Raw genomic sequence first — 18,366 nt, 5'->3', positions numbered from 1 at the left:
CCGCCGTTTCCGGCCGCCGACCCACCGTGCGCGACCGAACACCCACTCTGATCCCGCCCGAGTATCGACACCGGCGGGGCTGTCAGGGGCGGTAGCGATGCCCCGACAGGACATGCGGCTGATCGAGGTGATGTTGCTGTCGGAGGGGGCCCGTGGCGACGTGCTGGACGTGCTCGAAGCCGAGGGGCTGGACTACAACGTCTCTGACCGGACCGACAACCCCAACGCCTCCGGGTTAGTCTCGTTCCCGATCCCCGCGCCGCGGGTGGAGTCGGTACAGGAGCGACTCGCCAGCGTCGAGACCACTGGCGAGATGTACACCATCGTCTACGATCCGGAGACGGTGGTCTCGAACCGGTTCGGGACCGCCAACACCGCCATCGACAGCGGCGGCGCGTTCTCGCCCGACCGCATCTCCCGCCGGGAACTGCACTCGAAGGCGGCGGAACTGCTGCCCGACTACGTCATCTACACCGTCTTGACCGGCGTGAGCGCGATCGTGATGACCGCTGGCGTGCTGTTGGAAGCGCTCTCGGTTCTGATCGGGGCGATGGTGATCGCACCGCTGCTCGGCCCGGTGCTCGCGACGGGGGCGGCAACGACCATCGACGACCGGACGCTGTTCTCGCGGGGGATGAGCTACCAACTCCGGGGCGGGGCGATGGCGCTGCTCGGCTCGACGGCGTTCGCGTGGCTCGCGAAGACCCGCGGGGGGCTCGCCGGGAGCCTCGACATCGCGTCGGTGCTCTCGCTGAGCCAGCACACCGCGCCGGCGTACCTGCTGGCGACGATCGCCGTCGGCGCCGGGATCGCGGGCGCGGTCTCGCTGGCGACGAACAGTTCGACGGAACTGGTCGGCGTGATGGTGGCGGCGGCGATCATGCCGGCGTTCGCCACGGCCGGGGTGGCCATCGCGTGGCTCAGACCCGTGACCGCGCTCGGCTCGCTGGGGCTGGCGGTGATGAACGTCGCCATCCTGAACGTCGTCGCCGTGGTGACGTTCTGGTACCTCGGCTACCAGCCGATGGACGTCGACGAGCGGAGCCGGGTCCGGGGCGTCCTGCTCCGGCGGGGTGCGACGCTCGTGGTCGCGTCGGTGGTGCTCGGACTGTTCGTCTCGCGGCTCCACCCAGAAACGACCGTCGGCTCGCTGCTCGGTCCCACCGTCACCGAGGGCCTCTCCGGCGTCGAAACGCGGCTACAGACGGTTCTCTCCTAATCATGTCCGAACACGACGATCCGAGGGGTGGCGACGGGAACGGCGGCGAGGAGCCGTCCGACCTCCCGGGCGACGACGAACGTTGGGAACCGGTCGGGAACGGCGAGTCGGCCGACACGCCCGACAGCAGTACCGAGCGTGCGAGCGCCGAGGCCGACCCGGACCCGCTGGCGACCAGCAACGGCGAGTCGAGCGTGCCGGAGGCGGTCCAGAACGTCGGCCGGATGGTCAAGCGCTTCCTTCAGGTGCTCGCTCGCATCGCGTTCGCGGGGTTCGTGGCGCTGCTGGGGAAGGCCCGCGACACCGACCGGGAGGACCCGCTCCAGCACTGGCTGCTGCTCTCGGGGAACCGCTGGACGGTCATCTGGACGATGACGGTCTCGTTTTTCCTGCTCTCGCTCGCGTTGGGAGCGACCGACGTGATCGGGATCAGCCAGGCCGACTTCGTGGTAGAGATGTTCTCGACGATCATCGCGGGGCTGTTCTCCTTTACCCCGGTCGTGGTCGGGGTGAACAGCCTCTCGATGACGGGGCTGTCGAGTTCGCTGGGCGGTATCGAACAGCGTATCGAGAGCGTCGAGGAGTTCCGCAGTGAGGTCGCCGACCTGTCGCCGAGGACCGTCGTCACGCCCACCGACCCCGCGGGGTTCATCGACGTGGCGACCGACACGCTCCACGACCGGATCGGGAGCCTGCGCGCCGGCGTCGACGCGATCGACGAACCGGCGAAAAGCGACATCGAGGCCGTCGCGAACGACGCCGAGAGCGCCATCGCCGACGTGGAGCGGGCCGTCGAGGGCGACCCCTCGATCATCGACGTGCTGGTGCCGATGATGGACGACGACTACTCCCGGGACATCAACCGCCTCCAACAGCTCCGCCGGGTGTACACCGAGATCCCGGCCGAGACACGGCAGGACCTCGCGGACATGCAGGACCTGTTGGAGAGCCTCGACGTGACGCGGGCGTACTTCAAGACGATGTACCTCCAGCAGGAGTTGGCGGCGTTCTCGCGGTACATCGCCTACGCGGGCATCAACGCGCTGCTCTGGTCGATGTTCATCATCATGGTGTTCGCCAACGGGCGCCCGGACGTGAGCTACGGCACCGAGATCGTCGTCCTCGTCAGCGTCGGGATGACCGCGGCGTTCTTCGCGTTCTCCGTACTGTTCTCGTACATCCTACGGATCGCCACGGTCATCAAGCGGACCTCCGCACCCGGGGCGTTCACCCCGCAGAAGGGGAACTGAGCCGCTCGACGTCGTCGCCGGCACTAATCGCCCGAGTGCGCGGCGATCGGTGTGTTTCTGGAGCGCAGATCGACCCCCTACATAGAACAGGCTCGACTGTGTTGGACGCCCATGAGTCGCCGACGATTCACGCGCCGGGCGTTCGCCGCGCTCGGTACCGCGGCCGCGTTCGCGGGCTGTCTGGGGAGTGGCGGCGGTGACGGCACCGGCGGGGACACCTCGACCGCCGGCCCCGCCACCTCGATGGGCGAGTCGACTCCGATCGACGACAAACAGGTCTCCGATCAAGCCACCGGCGAGTGGCACCGAGCGGAGTCGCCGACCCAGAAGACGCTGTACGACGTGGTTGTCTCGCGGGCCGGCGTGTTCGCCGTCGGCGAGGACGGCATCATCGTCGGCCGCTGTCACGGGATGTGGGAGCGAATCGACGACAGTAACGACCTCGAGGTCGTCGGGAACACCCTTTACGACGCCTCGACACCCGCCGACGGGAGCAACGTCTGGTTCTGTGGTTCGAGCGGTTCGATCGGCGTCTACGAACCCAAGGAGCAGCAGATCCTCGACTACTCCGCCCCCGGCGAGAAGACCTCGACGTGGGAGACCATCGCCGTCGGCGGCACCCGGCGCAACGAACAGATCTTCGTCGGCAACGGCAGCGGCGAACTGCTCCGGGGCAAGCGCGACGGCCAGAACATCGACTGGCAGGACGTCCGGGAGCCGGCAGGCGGCTCCAGCCTGGTCGACATGGAGTTCCCGACCGCCAACGTCGGCTTCCTCGCCGACAGCTCCGGCGGGCTCTACCGCACGACCAACACCGGCGGCGGCTGGAACAAGGTCGGGGTTCGGGGCGCCGAACACGCCCTCCAGAGCATCGGCGCCGCCGACGAGAACACCGTCTACGTCAGCGCCGACGCCGGCGCAGTGTACCGATACAACGGTCGAACGTGGACCGACACCAGCGCCGGCGGCGCGAGCGTCTACGGCATCGACATCGTCGACCGCCAGACCGGACTGGCTTGTACCGGCGAGGGCGAGGTGTACGACCTCACCGACGGCCGCTGGGAGCAGGTCGGGAGCTTCGACAGCGTCTCGCTGCGCAGCGTCATCTACGGTAACGAGGCCTCACCCCACGTCGCCGTCGGGGCGAGCGGTGCCATCGTCGAGCGGTTCCCCTCCGGCGACGCCAACTGAACCCGGGGACGGGAACGAGTAGCACGGCGCCAAGACCTAAAGGGAAGTCCTGTGTTAGGCGGGTAAGCGAGTCACGGAAGCGGCGCCGGGGGGCGCCGGGGGACTGGACACAGATGGGGATATTCACCACACTCGGTCACGCCATCGGCGCAACCACCGGTATGGCGTGGGACACGTGGTGGGCGCTGGTGCTGGGGTTCACCATCACCGGCGCCATCGAGGTGTTCACGACCGAAGAGCAGATGACGGAGTACCTCGGCGACGATGGCTGGCGCGAGGTCGGCTACGGGACGCTGTTCGGCGTCGCCTCCTCGTCGTGTTCGTACTCCGCGGTGTCGACGGCGAAGACCCTGTTCAAGAAGGGTGCGTCGCCGACGGCGGCGTTCGGCGCGTTCATGTTCGCCGCGACGGACTTGGTGATCGAACTCGGCCTCGTGATGTGGGTGCTGTTGGGCTGGAAGTTCGTCCTCGCGGAGTTCGTCGGCGGCCTCATCGTCATCGTCCTGCTGACGCTTATCTACCGCCGGGTGCCGGACCACTGGTGGGACGAAGCCTACGAGAACCTCCTCGAACTCGACGAGACGGAGTGTCCGGCGTGTGGGATGGCGGCGCCGCCCCACGACGAGGAGACCGTCGAGACCGAGTACGACGGCGAGACGCTCTACTTCTGCTGTGGGGGCTGTCTCAACGCGTGGGAGGCGATGAACGACGCCGACGCAAAGCGCGTCAAGGACGACGAGCCCCCGGGCCTCCTCTCGAAGAGCGGTTGGCGACGGGCCGCGAGCAACTCGGTCCGGGAGTGGGACATGCTCTGGGACGACATCGCCATCGGCTTCATCATCGCCGGCTTCGTCACCGCCTTCGTCCCCTCCTCGTGGTGGCTGGACCTGTTCCAGGCGGACAGTTCGGGGCTGCTCTGGGTGACCTACGGCGCCATCATCGGCGTGTTCATCGCGACGGTGACGTTCGTCTGTTCGGTCGGGAACATCCCCTTCGCGCTGGTGTTGTGGACCAACGGGCTCCCCTTCGGCGCGGTGCTGTCGTTCATCTACGCGGACATGGTGATCCCGCCCATCGTCAACACCTACAGGAAGTACTACGGGATGCGGATCGCGATGGTGCTGTTCGCCGCGATGGCGTCGGCCAGCGTCGTCGCCGGCGTCATCGTCCACTACCTGTTCATGTTCACGAGCCTGATCCCGGTACAGGGGACGGCTGGGGGGACGGCCCCCGACACGTACACGGTCTGGCTCAACATCGCCTTCACGGCGCTGTTCGTCGCCCAACTGACGGCCTCCTACGGCCGGGACGTGATCGGCGACACGGTTCTCGACACCATCGGCGTCCTCGGGAGCTACTACTACCGCTTCGAGCGGACGTTCGGGACCGCGACGGCCAACTACGGGCGCTTCAAGGGCGTGATGGAAGCGCTGTCGGACGTGTTCGGCACCGCCGCGAGCGCCGCCGGCGACGTGGCGGGTGAGACCGCGGATACCCTCGAACGGGAGGAGGAGAAGCTCAAACCCGCTGCTGACGACGGCCCCGACGGGACCCCGGCCACCGGATCCAACGGGAGCGAACCCTACGACCACCGACGCGCGTCGGGCACGGAGCCGGGGAGCGGCGCCAGTGAGGACTCGGTCGGCAGAACGACCGATCCGGAGCCGCTACCCGACGGGAACACGCGAAACACCGGCTCGTCGGCGGCCGTCGCCGAGGAGCCAGTCCCGGCGGAACCACCCGCGGAACCGGCCTCGGACGACCTCGTCGCCGGCGCCCGGGACGGGGAGGCGTCCGAGCGAGACGACGGCTGGGACGAGGACGATAGCTGGGAGGACGGGGACTGGACCGACGCCGAGGACGACGACACCGGCGCGTTCCAGTTTGCCGGCGAGGACGGCGGCTTCGAGTTCGGTGATCCGGAGGCCGAGTAGTGTTCGACGCACTGCTGTACGGCGAAGTCGAGACGGACACCCGCTGGCCCTCCTCGCTGTCCGACTTCGCCGGGATGGAGCCGGGGATGTTGGTGCTCTCGGTATCGACGCTCGCCTTCTCGCTCTCGATAGACGTGATCAGTTGGTTCATCCCGGAGTACATGAACCGGACCGGGGCCGGGTTCGGCATCATCGGTCTCTACGCCTCCGTGGCGCTGCTGGTCGAGACGGCCTACCCCTACCTCTACCCAAAGTTCCGGAACCTGAGTTCGAAACGGGCGACGCTCGCCATCGCGTCGGTGGCGTCGAAGGGGACGGTGCTGTGGGTGCTCGCCGGGGAGTTCGGGTTCTTCGTCCCCGTGCCGCCGTGGGTGCTCATCACCGTCGGGACGATACTGGTGATGACGTGGCAGACCCACGGTCCGGGCGCGCTCTACGACGAGATCAGGATCCAGTCACAGGTCGACGAAGCCCACGCCGGCGGGAGCCTGACCGGCGTCGAGGCGATGAAGCGCACCGGTTCGTTCCTGTTGCTGTTTCCGGCGACGTTCGTGCTGGTGTTCGTCGGGAACTTCGAGGCCAGCGTGCAGGTGATGGCGGCGTTCATCGCCGGCATCGGCTTCTTCGCGGCGGCGTCGCTGATGGTGCTCCACGACAGCACGGAGTTCCCCGACCTCTCGGTCACGCGCCCGCCGTTCGAGGCGGTCAGGAGCTCCCTCGGCGCGCTGACCGACGACCTCCGGTCGGCGCTGTACGGCGACTCGCTGGTCCACTTCTCGGAGGCGATGATCCACGTCTTCCTGATCATCGTGATCGCACAGTACCACGGTATCGGGATCGACATCGGGCCGTTCTCGCTCCCCCCGGAGGCCTTCTTCGGCATCCTCGTCGCGACCGAACTGATCGTCGGCCTCGGCTCCGTGCTGTTCGGCCACGCGGTCGCGGACCGACTGGGGAACAGGCGAGTGGTGATGATCGGCGGCCTCGCGGCGGCCGGGTTTCCGATCATGCTCGTGTTGATACCGTCGAACGCGGTGCTGATCGGCCTGCTGTTCGGCTTCTTCGGCCTGCGCTTTGCGGGCGTGCCGGCCCGCCGGGCGCTGTTCCGGGAACGGATCGAGTCGGACGTGGTGCCGAACGTCGACCACGACCTCGACACCGTCGTCCAGTCGACCCACTTGGCCCGCGACGCCGCCGCCGTGCCGGGCGGCATCGTCGCCGGCCTGCTCTACGGGTTGCCAAAGGACATCGTCATGGGCCTCGGCGGCCCCTCCATCGCCTTCTTCGTCGCCGGCGCGACGGCGCTGGTCGGCCTCCGACAGTTCATCGTCTTCGTCGGCGAATGACCGCCGGCAGCGGGGGACAGGGCGAACGCTTTTCGGAATCCTCTGTGTCGACACTACACGACGTGACCGACGCCGGGGTGGGGCAAGGAGCCACGCCGGCGCCGGACGCACACCCATGAGCGGTCCAATCGGGCGGTCCATACGGCGCTGGCTCCGGCGCGGCTACCGCACGGTTCGGCGCGGGCGGGCGGCCGTCGAGGACGACGACCAGCGGTTGGGCGACCGAGAGAAACCCGAGCACGAACGCGACACGCTCTCGGGGATCACCCACTGGCTCACGACCGTCGACCACGCCGACATCGGCGTGCTGTACCTCGTGTTCGCCACGGGGGCGGCGCTGCTCGGGGGACTCGACGCGATGATGCTCCGGACGGAGCTGATCACCTCCGGCACCGAAATCTGGACCGCACAGACGTACAACGCGCTGTTTACCACCCACGGGATCACGATGCTGTTCCTCTTTGCGACGCCGGCGATGTTCGGCGTCGGCAACATCCTCGTCCCCGCACTCATCGGCGCCGACGACATGGCGTTCCCGCGGATCAACGCCTTCGCGTTCTGGATACTGATCCCCGGCGCGCTGCTGATCCGGGCGGGCGTCGTCGGCGACCTGCTGATGGGCTTTCTGGGCTATCAGGACCTCGTCCACCCGGCAGCGATGGGCTGGACGCTCTACACCCCGCTGACCATCGCGATGCGCAACCGCGAGGTGGACCTGCTGTTGTTGGGGCTGCACCTGACCGGTATCTCGACCATCGCCGCCGCGATCAACTTCATCGTCACCATCGTCGAGTACCGCGCGCCGGACGTGACGTGGGGGCGACTGGGCATCTTCACGTGGACGATCCTCACGACCGCCGGGATCGCCCTGTTCGCGTTCCCCGTCCTCGGGAGCACGCTCCTGATGTTGCTCGCAGACCGGAACTTCGACACGGCCTTCTTCGTGGGCGGGGACGGTGCGATCCTCTTTCAGCACCTCTTCTGGTTCTTCGGTCACCCGGAGGTGTACATCCTGATCCTGCCGCCGATGGGCGTGATGAGCCACGTGATCCCGCGCTTCGCCGGGCGGAAACTGTTCGGCTTCCGGTACGTCGTCTACTCGACGCTGGCCATCGGCGTGCTCTCCTTCGGGGTCTGGGCCCACCACATGTTCGCGACGGGGATCGACCCGCGGCTACAGGCGTCGTTCATGGCCGTCACCCTCGCGATCGCGGTCCCGAGCGCGGTGAAGACGTTCAACTGGATCGCCACGATCTGGAACGGCCGGATCAGGCTCAACGCGCCGATGCTGTTCTGTCTCGGCGCCATCGCCTGCTTCATCGTCGGCGGCGTCACCGGCGTCTTCCTCGGCGCGATCCCCGTCGATCAGGTGTACCACGGCACCTACTACGTCGTCGGCCACTTCCACCTGATGCTGATGGGGCTGACGGTGTTTGCGGCCTTCGCGGCGTCGTACTACTGGTACCCGCTGCTGACCGGCCGGATGTACAACCGCGACCTCGCGCACCTGCACTTCTGGCTCACGATGGCCGGCACCGTGGTAGCGTTCTGTCTGATGTTCGTACTCGGGATCGAGGGCGTGCCCCGACGGACGGCGACGTACTTCCCGCGGTACTCGCCGTGGCACCAGTGGATCACCATCGCCGCCTACGTCATCGGGATGGCCCAACTGCTCTGGGTCTGGAACATGCTCCGCTCGGTCCGGAAGGGCGACCCCGTCGAGGGCGACGACCCGTGGAACCTGCGGGACACCGGCCTCGACACCACCGAGTGGGACTGGTTCCGTGAGAACCGTGACGACCTGCCGCTGTGGAACGGCGGCGACCGCGAGACGCGCGTGCGACACCCGACACACGAGGACTGATCATGAACGTAGAGACGCCAACGGGGGGAGCGTAGCGTGGTTGAGGGCCTGCCGCTGATGTTGCTGGTCGGGATCATCTTCCTCGCGGTGGCGCTGGCGGGGGCGCTGGCCCGCCGACTCGGCCAGTCGGTGATCCCGGCGTACATCCTCGTCGGCGTGCTGCTGGGGCCGGGGATTCCGAACTCCATCGGCCCGATCACGACGGGGATCGTTCAGTCGACGGAGTTCATCGACGTGTTCTCGGAGTTGGGGATCGTCGTCCTGCTGTTCTTCCTCGGGTTGCACGTCGACGTGGAGGCGATGCTCTCGCGGCCCCGCCGGATCCTCGCGGTCGGCACGCTCGACCTGCTGGTGACGTTCGGGGCGGGGCTGGCGGTCGGCATCGTCTTCGGGTTCTCGGCGATCGAGAGCCTGTTCGTCGCCGGCATCATCTACATCTCCTCCTCGGCGGTGATCACCAAGTCCCTGATGGAGACTGGGTGGGCCCTCAAGGAGGAGTCCGAACCCATCACAGGGATCCTCGTGTTCGAGGACCTGGCGATGGCGGCCTACCTCACGCTGTTGAGCGCGGTGGTGCTCGGCACCGGCGAGACCGGCAACGTCGCCGTCAACCTCGGGACCGGCTTCCTGTTCCTCGGCGCTATCGGGGCGATGGGCTGGTGGTTCTCGGACTGGCTGGAGACGCTGTTCGACGCCGAGTCCGACGAACTGTTCCTGCTCCGGATCGTCGGCGCGACGACGGGGCTGGCGGGGGCGGCCCACCTCCTCGACGTGAGTCCCGAGGTGACGGCGCTGATCGTCGGCGGGGCGATCGGTCTGACGCGCCACGAGGACCGTATCGAGCGGCTGATCAAGCCGGTTCGGGACCTGTTCGTGGCGGTGTTTTTCTTCTCGATCGGGCTCTCGGTCGGTATCGACAGCGTGGTCGCCCAGTGGCGGCTGGTGCTGGCCTCGCTGCCCGTGACCGTCGCCGCCGGGGTACTCTCGGGGGTGCTCTCGGGCTGGGCGTACGGGCTGACCGACACGCAGTCCCTCCGGGTCGGCTTCGGCATCGTCCCGCGCGGGGAGTTCTCGCTGGTGATCGCGGCGCTGGCGGCGAGCGCCGGCGGCGGCGCGCTCGGGGCGGTGATCCCCGAGTTCGCGGTCGGCTACGTCCTCGTCATGAGCGTCGTCGGCACGCTGTTGATGCAGCACGCCGACCGGATCATCGACGCCGTCTGGCCCGACGCCGGCGAGCCGGCGGCGTTCCCCCCGACGTTCGAGGCCGCGGAGCCCCGGCCGATCAGCGAGCGCAACGACGACTGAGGGATGGGACGGGGCCAAGCGTTTCAAGCGTCGCTTGTGTTGGCTCCGAGGAGTGCGGGCGGACACCACGGGGGACCCATGAGTCAGGAACCAACCACCGGGGGCCACAGCGCGGCGCTGTCGCCCGACGACGACGGCGACGACGGGGGAGTCGAGCCGATCGAGCGGCACCGCCGGACGCCGCAGGACGACCCCGACGGGATCGAGGAAGAGGGCGAGCGCGAACGCGTCGGCGCCGACGGCTGGCGGGCCGTCGACACCGACGTGTCGGTCTCGCTGTTCAACGTCTGTTTCACCGCCGCCGGCCCGGTCGCCGCCGGCGGCGACGGGAAGGTACTCCACCGCGACCCCGAGACGGGGGCGTGGCGGGTCATCATCGAGGCCGGCCCCTCGGTGACGTTCAACGACATCCACGACGTGGACGTGACCGACGACGGCGAGCGCTTCTGGTTCGTCGGCGACTCGGGGATCATCGGCGCCTTCGACGTGAAGACCGGCCGGAAGTACGACTTCTCGGCGCCGATGGAGAAGACCTCGACGTGGGAGTCCATCGCCGTCACCGGCGAGAAGGGCGAGGAGCGCGTCATCTACGCGAACGGCTCCGGCGAACTGCTGGACGCCGAGATGGACGAGCACGGCTTCCCCGATTGGGGGGCCGTGCGCAAGCCCGGCCGCGGGTCGACGATGCCCGGCATCGACTTCGACAGCGACGGGACGGCCTACGCCGCCGACACGACCGGGAAAGCCTACCAGCAGGAACGGGACGCCGAGGAGCGAAGCTCCTCTGGCAACCGGACGCAGTCCGGTGACGGCGACTGGGAGACCATCGGCGTCCGGAACGCGCAGGTGAACTTCCACGACATCGACTGTGACGATGGCCACCTCCTGATCGCCGGCGACGACGGGGTCCTCTACCGGTTCGACCGGTTCGCGGACAACTGGACGCCGATCCGGGCCGGCGACGGCACGATCTATTCGATCGATCAGCACGAGGGCCGGCGCGGCGCCGCCAGCGCCGACGGCCGGGTCTTCGAACCCGAGGCGATGGTCGGCTGGAGCGAGCGACCCACGGAAGTCGCCGAGGACCTCTACGGGATCGCCTTCGGCCCGCGGTTCGACATCGCCGTCGGCGCCGCCGGGACCATCGTCGAGCGCCACCACAGCGACGGCGCGAGCCAGTTCGAGGACGAACCCGAGCGCCCGGCCGAGCGCTCGAAGCGGCGGCGCGAACGTCGCCGCAGGCAGCGCGAACAGCGAACGGGCGAGCGGTCGAGCGGGCAGACCGGGGACGAACGGCCGGCCGAGCGGTCCCGAAAGCGCCGGGAACGCCGGCGGAAACAACGCGAGAAGCGCCAGCGCGAACGCCACGGGAGCGACCGGTCGGCGGAGGAGCGCCCGGCCGAGCGCTCACGGAAGCGTCGGGAGCGCCGGCGGGAACGCCGGGAGACGACCGTCAGCGCCGAGAAGAGCGACCAGGGGGGAGACGACGGGGACGAGCCCTTCTGGTGACCCACCCCCCTGTTTTTACAGTCGATGCTGGAGTAGCAGCGCGTATGACGGGACGAGCCACCCACTCGGCCCACGGGGGGAACCGATGACGCGCGCCGCCATCCCGGACCCGCGGGACGAGGCGCTGCGCGACCGGGAGACGGTCAGACTCCCGCGGTCGACCACCGAGGACATCGACGAACTGGTCGACGAGGGGAAGTACCCGAACCGGTCGGCGTTCATCCGGGCGGGCGCACGGCTCCTGATCAAGTGCGAACGTGAGGACGTGTGGCCGTCGTTCGACCGGGGACGCGGACGGGAGGCGGAGCCGGCAACGGACGACGGCCCCGGCAGCTTGCAGGAAGTCGCCGAGGCCAGCGTCGAAGGCGATACGGCGACGGTGAAGGCGGCCGCCGACGGCGGGATGGTCGGTGCCGTCGACGTGGAGAGCGAGGGCGACACGGTTGCATCGGAGGACGACGGCGACGAGTACGAGTTCGTCGCGGAGTCCCCCGCGGTGTCGGAGGCCGATATCGTCACGAAGCTGAGTTCGGTGATGCGCGACGCCACCGCCGTCGAACGCGCCGCGGCGACGTAGCTACCCGCCGCTGACGGGCGGGAACAGCGCGAGTTCGTCGCCGGCCTCGACGCCGGCCCCTTGGTCGACGCTCTCGCCGTTTTTCAGGAGGTTCACGTCCTCGCGGAGGTTCCCGTCCTCGTCGAGGGCACGGTCCCGGAGCGCCGGCTTCTCGGCGAACAGCGCCTCGAGAGCGTCGCCGACGGTCGCGGTCCCGTCCTCGTCGAGCGAGACGGTCCGCTCACCGGCGGCTTCCGCGAGATCAGCGAAGAGCTTCCACTGCATGGCCCGGAGTCGGCGTCGCCGGTCAAAGAGCGTTGCGCTCCCTACAGCGTCCGGGACATCCGCGAGGTCATCCCCATCGGGTTCACCGTCGAGAACCCCGCTCGACCGTAGAACGGCTGGAGGTGACGTTTCCCCTTCTCGACGGAGAGCCAGACGTAGCCCACGCCCGCCTCGCGGGCGTGACCCAGCCCCGCACCGAGCAGGCGGCTACCGATCCCCGCCCGCTGGAACGACTGGTGGACGAAGATGGCGAGTTCGTGGCGACCGGTGCCGTCCGGGACGAAACTGACGTGACCGACCACGCGCCCCTCGTGGACCGCGACGACGTTCGGGCCGCCGAGGATGTCGTCGAGCCACGCCCGGATCCCCTCAGTGGTTCGTGGAGGTGTCCCCTGTGCCCGCTGGGACCCGTCGAACGTGTCGTACATCTCGACCAGCGCCGCGAAGTCGTCGGCGTCGTCGGCGTACGCGCGGAGCCGGACCTCCCGGCCCTCGTCGTCGACGACCGTTTCCGGCGGCGTCGTGGGGGTGATCGGTCGTGGGCGGAAGCGCGAGGCGATCGTTCGGAGGCCGTCGACGATGCGCGGGACGACGGCGTCGGTGTTCGTGGCCATGTGGTGTGTGAGTCCGCCGGTCCGGTCGGCGCGACCGGTCGGCTGTCGTCTCTCCTCGACTGAGCCGACGGACCGGACACAGTTAAGAATATTGATAGAAAGGACATGAACGACCGTGAGAGAGCCCCTCGGGGGCGAATACGTCAAAAACGTCCGTTATGAACTCCCGGCATCAGCCGGCCGGGCGCGCTCCTCGAGCGACCGGAGCACGTCGGGCCGACCGATGGCGTAGACGGCGTCGCCGACGGCGAGAGCCCGCTCGCCGGCGGGCAGCGAATCGAGTGCGCCGCCGGGGTCCCGGACCGCCACGACGGTCGCGTCGAGGTCCGCGAGGGTGACGCCGGCGAGAGGGCTCCCCTCGGGGAGTTCGACCACGCCCAGCGTCTCGTCGGCCGCGCGCAGCAGCGAGGCGAACTCCCGGTCGGTTCCGGCGGCGACCGGCAGGGTCAGCAGTCGGTAGCGTCGGTCCGGCGAGAGCGCGTCGGCGTCGTTCTCGTCGACGACCAGCGTGACCGTCTCGCCGGCCGTCGCACGGAGTTCGGCCGTCGTGACGCGGCGTGGCTGCTCGGCTTCGGAAGCGCCATCGGGGACCGCTTCCGGCGGCTCCGCGGCCTCGGGGATGATCGGGGCAGCCTCGGGGACGGTCCACACCTGCACCACGTCGCCCGGGCCGGCGTCACTCGCGGGGTCGGCCTCGACGGCGACAGCGCAGGTCCCCGGCCCGAGCGTCGGGCCGATGCCTGCCAGCCGCGACCCGAGCGCGAGGAACGTCACCGTCCCGTCGGCGTCGATCTCGGCGTCGACGTAGCCCACGTTGTAGTCCTCCTTCAGCCGGGTCGTCAGCCGGTCGTGGATCGAGTCCGCGTTCGCGCGGGGGAACAGCAGCGTCTTCCCCCCGAGTTCCGCTTTCACCGCCTCCGGAACGGGGTCGTGGCTGGGCATGTCCTCGATGTCCTCGGCGGCGGGCAGTTCGACCGCTGAGAGCCGGGCGACACCTCGAAGCGCTCGGCTCACGCCGGCGTTGAGCTCACGGGCACCCGCGGCGGCCGTGAACTCCGACCGGAGCCCATCGCCGACCCGCCGGCCGGGGACGGTGGCGACGAACGCCCCGAACAGCGTGAGGAGGTTGATCCCGATACCGGCCGCGTCGAAGGGGTCGCCGCCCGGCGTGCCGATGACGCGCCCCAGCAGGCCGACCGTGTTGAGGTAGAGCGCGACGGCCCCGACGCCGAACAGCGCCGCCAAGCCACGGGGGATCGGCTCCCGGAAGTACCACCGGTAGGCGGCCGACAGCACTCCCGAGACGAAAAAGGAGAGCACCGAGAGCCCGATCAGTCCGGTGAGTGCCGAGGCGGGATCCACCGGCCCCAGCAGCGACTGGAGGATCATGCCGCCACCGCCGCGAACGCGTCGAGGTCAGCCAGCGTCCCGACGACGAACAGTTCGTCCCCGGCGTGGGGGACGTGCGAGCCACTGGGCGCGAACGCCCAGCCGTCGTCGGTCCGAGCGGCGAGCACGACGACGCCGTAGGTGGAGTGGACACTCGCTTCGGCGAGGCTGGCGCCGTCGAGGACGCCGTCGGACCGGGCCGTCACGCGACGGAGCCGCTTGCCCGAGCGTCGCAGCAGCGACAGCAGTTCGAACTCCTGTCGCTCGCCGCGGGAGCGAACCCTCAGCCCGGTCACCTCGGCCCCGACGAGGTCCCGTGCGGCCTCGCGGCCCACGGCGACGGTGACACGGTCACGCCCGCCGGTCGCCGTCTTGGCCGCCGGCGCCGTCGGCGTCGACGGCTCGGCGTCGCTCCCGCCGTCGGTCGCCAGCGCCGGCTTGCCGGCGGCGACACTCACGACGGTCCCGTCGTGGCGGCGGTCAGGCGTCCGAACCTGCACCTCGTCGCCGGCGGCGAGCCCGGTCGGCACCAACGTCGTCAGCGAGACGGCCCGTTTGCCGGTGGGCACGCGCTTCGAGAGGCCGGCAGTCGGCGGCGCCGCGGCGACGGTCGCGTGGCCGCGCTCGTCGAGGCTCACCGAGACGTCCGCGAGGTCGAAGTCGGTCCGGAGCTGGTCGGCCGCACGGCGTTCGAGTTCGGAGATTGGGAGGTCAGCGGGGAGGGCGACGTCGGCTTCGCGGATGGCCGTCCGGAGTTCGGCCGGCAGCGGCGGGTAGCCCTCCATGTCGGCCACCTCGCCCGTGATCTTCAGTCGCACCTGCCCGCGGCTGCCGACGAACTCGACCACGTCGGCCGAGAGCGTCCGGTCGGCGAGTCGCTTCAACGTGAGCCGTTTGGGCGTCGCTGCCCCCATCTGGTCGCCTTTCGCGTGGGCGTACAGCGACAGCATCAACACGACGATGATGGCGACGAGGACGGCAATGCCGTCGGCGCCGCCGGTGATCGCCTTGTCGTTCAGCGCCAGCAGGCCCCCGTTGACGCCGGCGATGGCCAGCGCGAGCACGACGACACCGAACCCGGGGATGGAGACGCTGGTGAAGTACTTGAACGTGAAGCCGAGCCCCCACGCGACCAGCGCGGGGACGATGCCCGTCACCAGCCCGAGGTAGAGTCCGAGCAGGATCTGGAGCGGTACCGGGGTCATAGGCGATGCAGCGCGGGCAGGGACATAGACGTACCGACGACTGCCGGATCGGTTGGGCCTTTAACCCCGCCGCCCCCTGTCCGTAGGTATGGAGTGGGACCGCGACTGGGTGGGCGTTCGCGCCTCCATCGCGCTGACGTTCGCCGTCGCCGCGATGTCCGTCGGGACCGGTATCCTCAACATCTCGACGACGGCCGCCGGTCCGCTCGCCGAGTTCGTGCCCCCGATGGTCCGACAGACCGTCGGCTTCACGGGCGCGCTGACGGGCTTTCTGACCCTCGCCGGGGCGTTCATGCTCCGGAGTCGCTACCGGGCGGGCTGGTACCTGACGGTGACGATGCTGCCCCTAACGGCGGTCCAAGGGCTGCTGCAGGCCAGCGAGTACTCCTACCCGCTTGTCGTGCTGTCGCTGGTCTCGCTGCCGGTCGTCGCCCTCAACCGCCGCACGTTCGACAACGACCTCGACCTGACGACCACACAGATCGCCGCGACGGCGTCGTTGGTGGCCGCACAGGCCTACGGCACCGCCGGGACGTACGCGCTCCGTGAGGAGTTCCAGGGCGTCGATAGCCTCACCGACGCGTTCTACTACACGCTCGTCACCGGCAGTACGGTCGGCTACGGCGACATCTACGCCCAGACCGAGCAGGCGCGGCTGTTCGCCATGTCGGCGATCCTGCTCTCGGTGGCCTCCTTCGCGGTGGCGCTGGGTGTCGTGCTCACGCCGATGATCGAAGCGCGGTTCTCCGCAGCACTCGGACGCATGACCGAACAACAGTTAGACACGCTCGAGAACCACGTGTTGGTTCTCGGCTACGGCGACCTGACCGAACCGATCCTCGAGGAGTTAGAGACACAGGCGGCGTTCGTCGTCATCACGGACGACGAGACGGCGACCCGGCGGCTGACGAACCACGACGTACACGTGTTGACCGCCGACCCCAGCGACGAGGACCCGCTGCGGAGCGCCGGGATCGACCGGGCGCAGGCCGCCATCGCGGCGACCCAGAACGACGCCGACGACGCGCTGGCGATCCTCACCGCGCGGGAACTCAACCCCGACCTCCACATCGCCGCCGGGGTCACCCAGCGCGAGAACGTGAGCAAACTCAAACGCGCCGGCGCCGACACCGTGATCAGTCCCGCCGCCATCGGCGGCCACCTGCTCGTCGAGTCGGCGCTCGGCCGGGGCGACGGCGAGCGGGAAGCCAGCGACCTGCTCGGGGAGTAGTCACCGCTCGGGTCGGCTGTCGACGACGGCCACGTCGCAGTCCACGTCCTGCAGTCGCTCGAACGTCGGCGGCGAGATCAGTCGCGAGGCCGTCGAGCGGTCGCCCGAAGAGCCGAGCATCACGAGGTCGTAGGCGCGGGCGTTCTCCTCGATGTACTCCGTGATCGACGCGCGAGCCACGCGTGTCTCGACCGGCGCGTCGAACGTCTCGACGACGTTCGCCAGTCGGTGTTCTGCGTCACGCCGTGCTGTCTCGCTATCGATGCAGGTACAGACGCTCACGCGACCGTCGTCGCCGGCGATACGGGTGGCGAAGTCCACCATCGCGTGGGCGGTGTCGCCCGGGCGAGCGACGGGGACCAACACGCGCCGCCAGTCGGTCGTACCCGTCGAGCGGTGGGCGACGGCGTCGAGCGACCCCGAGAGGATGCGGTTGACGTGCGGGGAGAGCCCGCCGTCCTCGGTCTCGTAGGGCGTCACGATCAGGTCACAGTTCGCACGGCGGGCGGTGTCGAACGCCGTCGCCGCCGGGTCCCCCTCGGCGACGACGACCTCACAGGGGACGCCGGTGTCGTCGTGTATCGTCGCGGCCACGTCGTTCAGCCGCTCGACGGCTTCCCGCACTCGTTCCGCGTCACCCTCGTCGACGGCCTCGGGGGCCACGTCCCCGCGGTGGGCCGCGAGCGCGTCGGCGTCGATGTCGGTCAACACGTCGAGTAGGACCACTTTGCCGGCCTCGTGGGCGCCGGCGATACGTGCCGCGACGGCCGCAGTCTCCGTGGCGCTCTCGCCACGCATCGGGACGAGCACGTGGTCGTCGCCGTGGGTGGTGCCGTAGAGGTAGGTGGCCCGGCGCTCGTAGAACCCCTCGTGCCAGACGAAGAAGACGCCCGCGACGAGCGTCGTCGAGAGCAGGACGCTCAGGACGTACGCCGTCCGGGGGGAGACGGCGACGCTCACGCCCGCCAGCGGGCCGAGCACCAACTGGCCGGTGCCCATATCCACGACCAGCACCAACAGCGCCGAGGAGAACGCCGACGGCTCCTCCAGATCGAGAACCCACGTGGCCAGCGCGGTGAGCGCGAGCGATCCGGCGGCGGCACCGGGGCGCACGCCGATACCGGGGGCCGCCGGGAGCAGGCCGGTGACGGCGAACGCGACCCAGCCACAGAGCGCGCCGATGGTAATCCCGCCGACGAAGCGCCGCGGGGAGGCGTAGGGGCTCTCCGGACGGACGAACAGGGTGTAGGCCCCCGAAGCCAGCGGCGGGAACAGGAGGTACGGCAGCGCCTCGACGGCGTTGGACAGCAGCGTCACCAGCGCGATCAGCAGCGGGACGAACACCAGCACCGAGAGGTGGACGAGGTTGTCTGTGTTCTCGGCCCAGCGCAGGCACGCACGACGCTTGCGACGCGTGAGTGCCCGACCCCGTCGGTGGATCGACTGGAGTCCCTCCCGCAACCGCATC

General features: G+C 69.3%; 15 protein-coding genes. 10 read left to right on the top strand and 5 right to left on the bottom strand.

What is annotated here, in order from left to right; translation table 11 throughout:
- The first annotated feature begins 97 nt into the window (after positions 1 to 97).
- The 9 genes from NO998_RS13450 (at position 98) to NO998_RS13410 (ending at position 12,195) form a co-directional block, all read left to right on the top strand.
- Positions 98 to 1,219, top strand: coding sequence for a TIGR00341 family protein (locus NO998_RS13450; RefSeq protein WP_267647767.1), 1,122 nt, complete (start codon positions 98 to 100; stop codon positions 1,217 to 1,219).
- Positions 1,220 to 1,221: 2 nt separating this feature from the next.
- On the top strand, positions 1,222 to 2,469 hold the full coding sequence (locus tag NO998_RS13445; protein WP_267647766.1) for a DUF7972 family membrane protein: 1,248 nt from the start codon (positions 1,222 to 1,224) through the stop codon (positions 2,467 to 2,469).
- Positions 2,470 to 2,580: 111 nt separating this feature from the next.
- Positions 2,581 to 3,660 carry a WD40/YVTN/BNR-like repeat-containing protein gene (locus tag NO998_RS13440; protein WP_267647765.1) on the top strand — a complete coding sequence of 360 codons (1,080 nt, stop codon included), beginning with the start codon at positions 2,581 to 2,583 and terminating at the stop codon, positions 3,658 to 3,660.
- Positions 3,661 to 3,773: 113 nt separating this feature from the next.
- On the top strand, positions 3,774 to 5,594 hold the full coding sequence (locus NO998_RS13435) for a permease (protein WP_267647764.1): 1,821 nt from the start codon (positions 3,774 to 3,776) through the stop codon (positions 5,592 to 5,594).
- Entirely contained in the window at positions 5,594 to 6,940 is a 1,347-nt protein-coding gene (locus NO998_RS13430) for an MFS transporter (RefSeq protein ID WP_267647762.1), read from the top strand. Before NO998_RS13435 ends, NO998_RS13430 begins: the two co-directional genes overlap by 1 nt.
- A 115-nt stretch (positions 6,941 to 7,055) precedes the next feature.
- On the top strand, positions 7,056 to 8,804 hold the full coding sequence (locus NO998_RS13425; protein ID WP_267647761.1) for a cbb3-type cytochrome c oxidase subunit I: 1,749 nt from the start codon (positions 7,056 to 7,058) through the stop codon (positions 8,802 to 8,804).
- 36 nt (positions 8,805 to 8,840) lie between these two features.
- On the top strand, positions 8,841 to 10,109 hold the full coding sequence (locus NO998_RS13420; RefSeq protein ID WP_267647760.1) for a cation:proton antiporter: 1,269 nt from the start codon (positions 8,841 to 8,843) through the stop codon (positions 10,107 to 10,109).
- 78 nt (positions 10,110 to 10,187) lie between these two features.
- Positions 10,188 to 11,618, top strand: a complete 1,431-nt coding sequence (locus NO998_RS13415; protein ID WP_267647759.1) for a beta propeller repeat protein — start codon at positions 10,188 to 10,190, stop codon at positions 11,616 to 11,618.
- An 85-nt stretch (positions 11,619 to 11,703) separates the two neighbouring features.
- On the top strand, positions 11,704 to 12,195 hold the full coding sequence (locus NO998_RS13410) for a ribbon-helix-helix domain-containing protein (RefSeq protein WP_267647757.1): 492 nt from the start codon (positions 11,704 to 11,706) through the stop codon (positions 12,193 to 12,195).
- Here NO998_RS13410 and NO998_RS13405 read toward each other — a convergent pair whose 3' ends face one another.
- The 4 genes from NO998_RS13405 to NO998_RS13390 all read right to left on the bottom strand — a co-directional run bounded on the left by NO998_RS13405 (position 12,196) and on the right by NO998_RS13390 (position 15,667).
- A complete protein-coding gene (locus tag NO998_RS13405) occupies positions 12,196 to 12,459 on the bottom strand; it encodes a ubiquitin-like small modifier protein 1 (RefSeq protein ID WP_267647756.1) in 264 nt (87 codons plus the stop codon). It abuts the gene before it with no gap.
- Between the two features lie 41 nt (positions 12,460 to 12,500).
- The gene (locus tag NO998_RS13400; protein WP_267647755.1) at positions 12,501 to 13,073 is read right to left on the bottom strand and encodes a GNAT family N-acetyltransferase; all 573 of its coding nucleotides are present in this window, start codon (positions 13,071 to 13,073) and stop codon (positions 12,501 to 12,503) included.
- 156 nt (positions 13,074 to 13,229) lie between these two features.
- Positions 13,230 to 14,462, bottom strand: a complete 1,233-nt coding sequence (locus NO998_RS13395; RefSeq protein ID WP_267647754.1) for a cation:proton antiporter regulatory subunit — start codon at positions 14,460 to 14,462, stop codon at positions 13,230 to 13,232.
- Positions 14,459 to 15,667 (bottom strand): potassium channel family protein, encoded by a 1,209-nt coding sequence (locus tag NO998_RS13390; RefSeq protein ID WP_267647753.1) that lies wholly within the window; start codon positions 15,665 to 15,667, stop codon positions 14,459 to 14,461. Before NO998_RS13390 ends, NO998_RS13395 begins: the two co-directional genes overlap by 4 nt.
- A gap of 88 nt (positions 15,668 to 15,755) precedes the next feature.
- On the opposite strand from NO998_RS13390, the gene NO998_RS13385 reads away from it, so the two are divergent.
- Complete coding sequence (locus NO998_RS13385) at positions 15,756 to 16,898, top strand: NAD-binding protein (protein ID WP_267647752.1); 1,143 nt, start codon at positions 15,756 to 15,758, stop codon at positions 16,896 to 16,898.
- Here NO998_RS13385 and NO998_RS13380 read toward each other — a convergent pair whose 3' ends face one another.
- The gene (locus tag NO998_RS13380) at positions 16,899 to 18,365 is read right to left on the bottom strand and encodes a universal stress protein (RefSeq protein WP_267647750.1); all 1,467 of its coding nucleotides are present in this window, start codon (positions 18,363 to 18,365) and stop codon (positions 16,899 to 16,901) included. It lies immediately after the preceding gene.
- Between the last annotated feature and the right edge of the window lies 1 nt (position 18,366).

The sequence above is a fragment of the Halolamina litorea genome, assembly GCF_026616205.1.
Lineage (GTDB): Archaea > Halobacteriota > Halobacteria > Halobacteriales > Haloferacaceae > Halolamina > Halolamina litorea.
Note: the sequence above shows the minus strand (reverse complement) of the source record. Positions and strands in the feature narration are given on the sequence as shown.

Excerpts from the sequence above, each read along its gene's own strand:
- NO998_RS13450 (WP_267647767.1), top strand. The coding sequence starts at position 98 with ATGCCCCGACAGGACATGCGGCTGATCGAGGTGATGTTGCTGTCGGAG.
- NO998_RS13445 (WP_267647766.1), top strand. The coding sequence starts at position 1,222 with ATGTCCGAACACGACGATCCGAGGGGTGGCGACGGGAACGGCGGCGAG.
- NO998_RS13440 (WP_267647765.1), top strand. The coding sequence starts at position 2,581 with ATGAGTCGCCGACGATTCACGCGCCGGGCGTTCGCCGCGCTCGGTACC.
- NO998_RS13435 (WP_267647764.1), top strand. The coding sequence starts at position 3,774 with ATGGGGATATTCACCACACTCGGTCACGCCATCGGCGCAACCACCGGT.
- NO998_RS13425 (WP_267647761.1), top strand. The coding sequence starts at position 7,056 with ATGAGCGGTCCAATCGGGCGGTCCATACGGCGCTGGCTCCGGCGCGGC.
- NO998_RS13415 (WP_267647759.1), top strand. The coding sequence starts at position 10,188 with ATGAGTCAGGAACCAACCACCGGGGGCCACAGCGCGGCGCTGTCGCCC.
- NO998_RS13410 (WP_267647757.1), top strand. The coding sequence starts at position 11,704 with ATGACGCGCGCCGCCATCCCGGACCCGCGGGACGAGGCGCTGCGCGAC.
- NO998_RS13405 (WP_267647756.1), bottom strand. The coding sequence starts at position 12,459 with ATGCAGTGGAAGCTCTTCGCTGATCTCGCGGAAGCCGCCGGTGAGCGG.
- NO998_RS13400 (WP_267647755.1), bottom strand. The coding sequence starts at position 13,073 with ATGGCCACGAACACCGACGCCGTCGTCCCGCGCATCGTCGACGGCCTC.
- NO998_RS13395 (WP_267647754.1), bottom strand. The coding sequence starts at position 14,462 with ATGATCCTCCAGTCGCTGCTGGGGCCGGTGGATCCCGCCTCGGCACTC.
- NO998_RS13390 (WP_267647753.1), bottom strand. The coding sequence starts at position 15,667 with ATGACCCCGGTACCGCTCCAGATCCTGCTCGGACTCTACCTCGGGCTG.
- NO998_RS13385 (WP_267647752.1), top strand. The coding sequence starts at position 15,756 with ATGGAGTGGGACCGCGACTGGGTGGGCGTTCGCGCCTCCATCGCGCTG.
- NO998_RS13380 (WP_267647750.1), bottom strand. The coding sequence starts at position 18,365 with ATGCGGTTGCGGGAGGGACTCCAGTCGATCCACCGACGGGGTCGGGCA.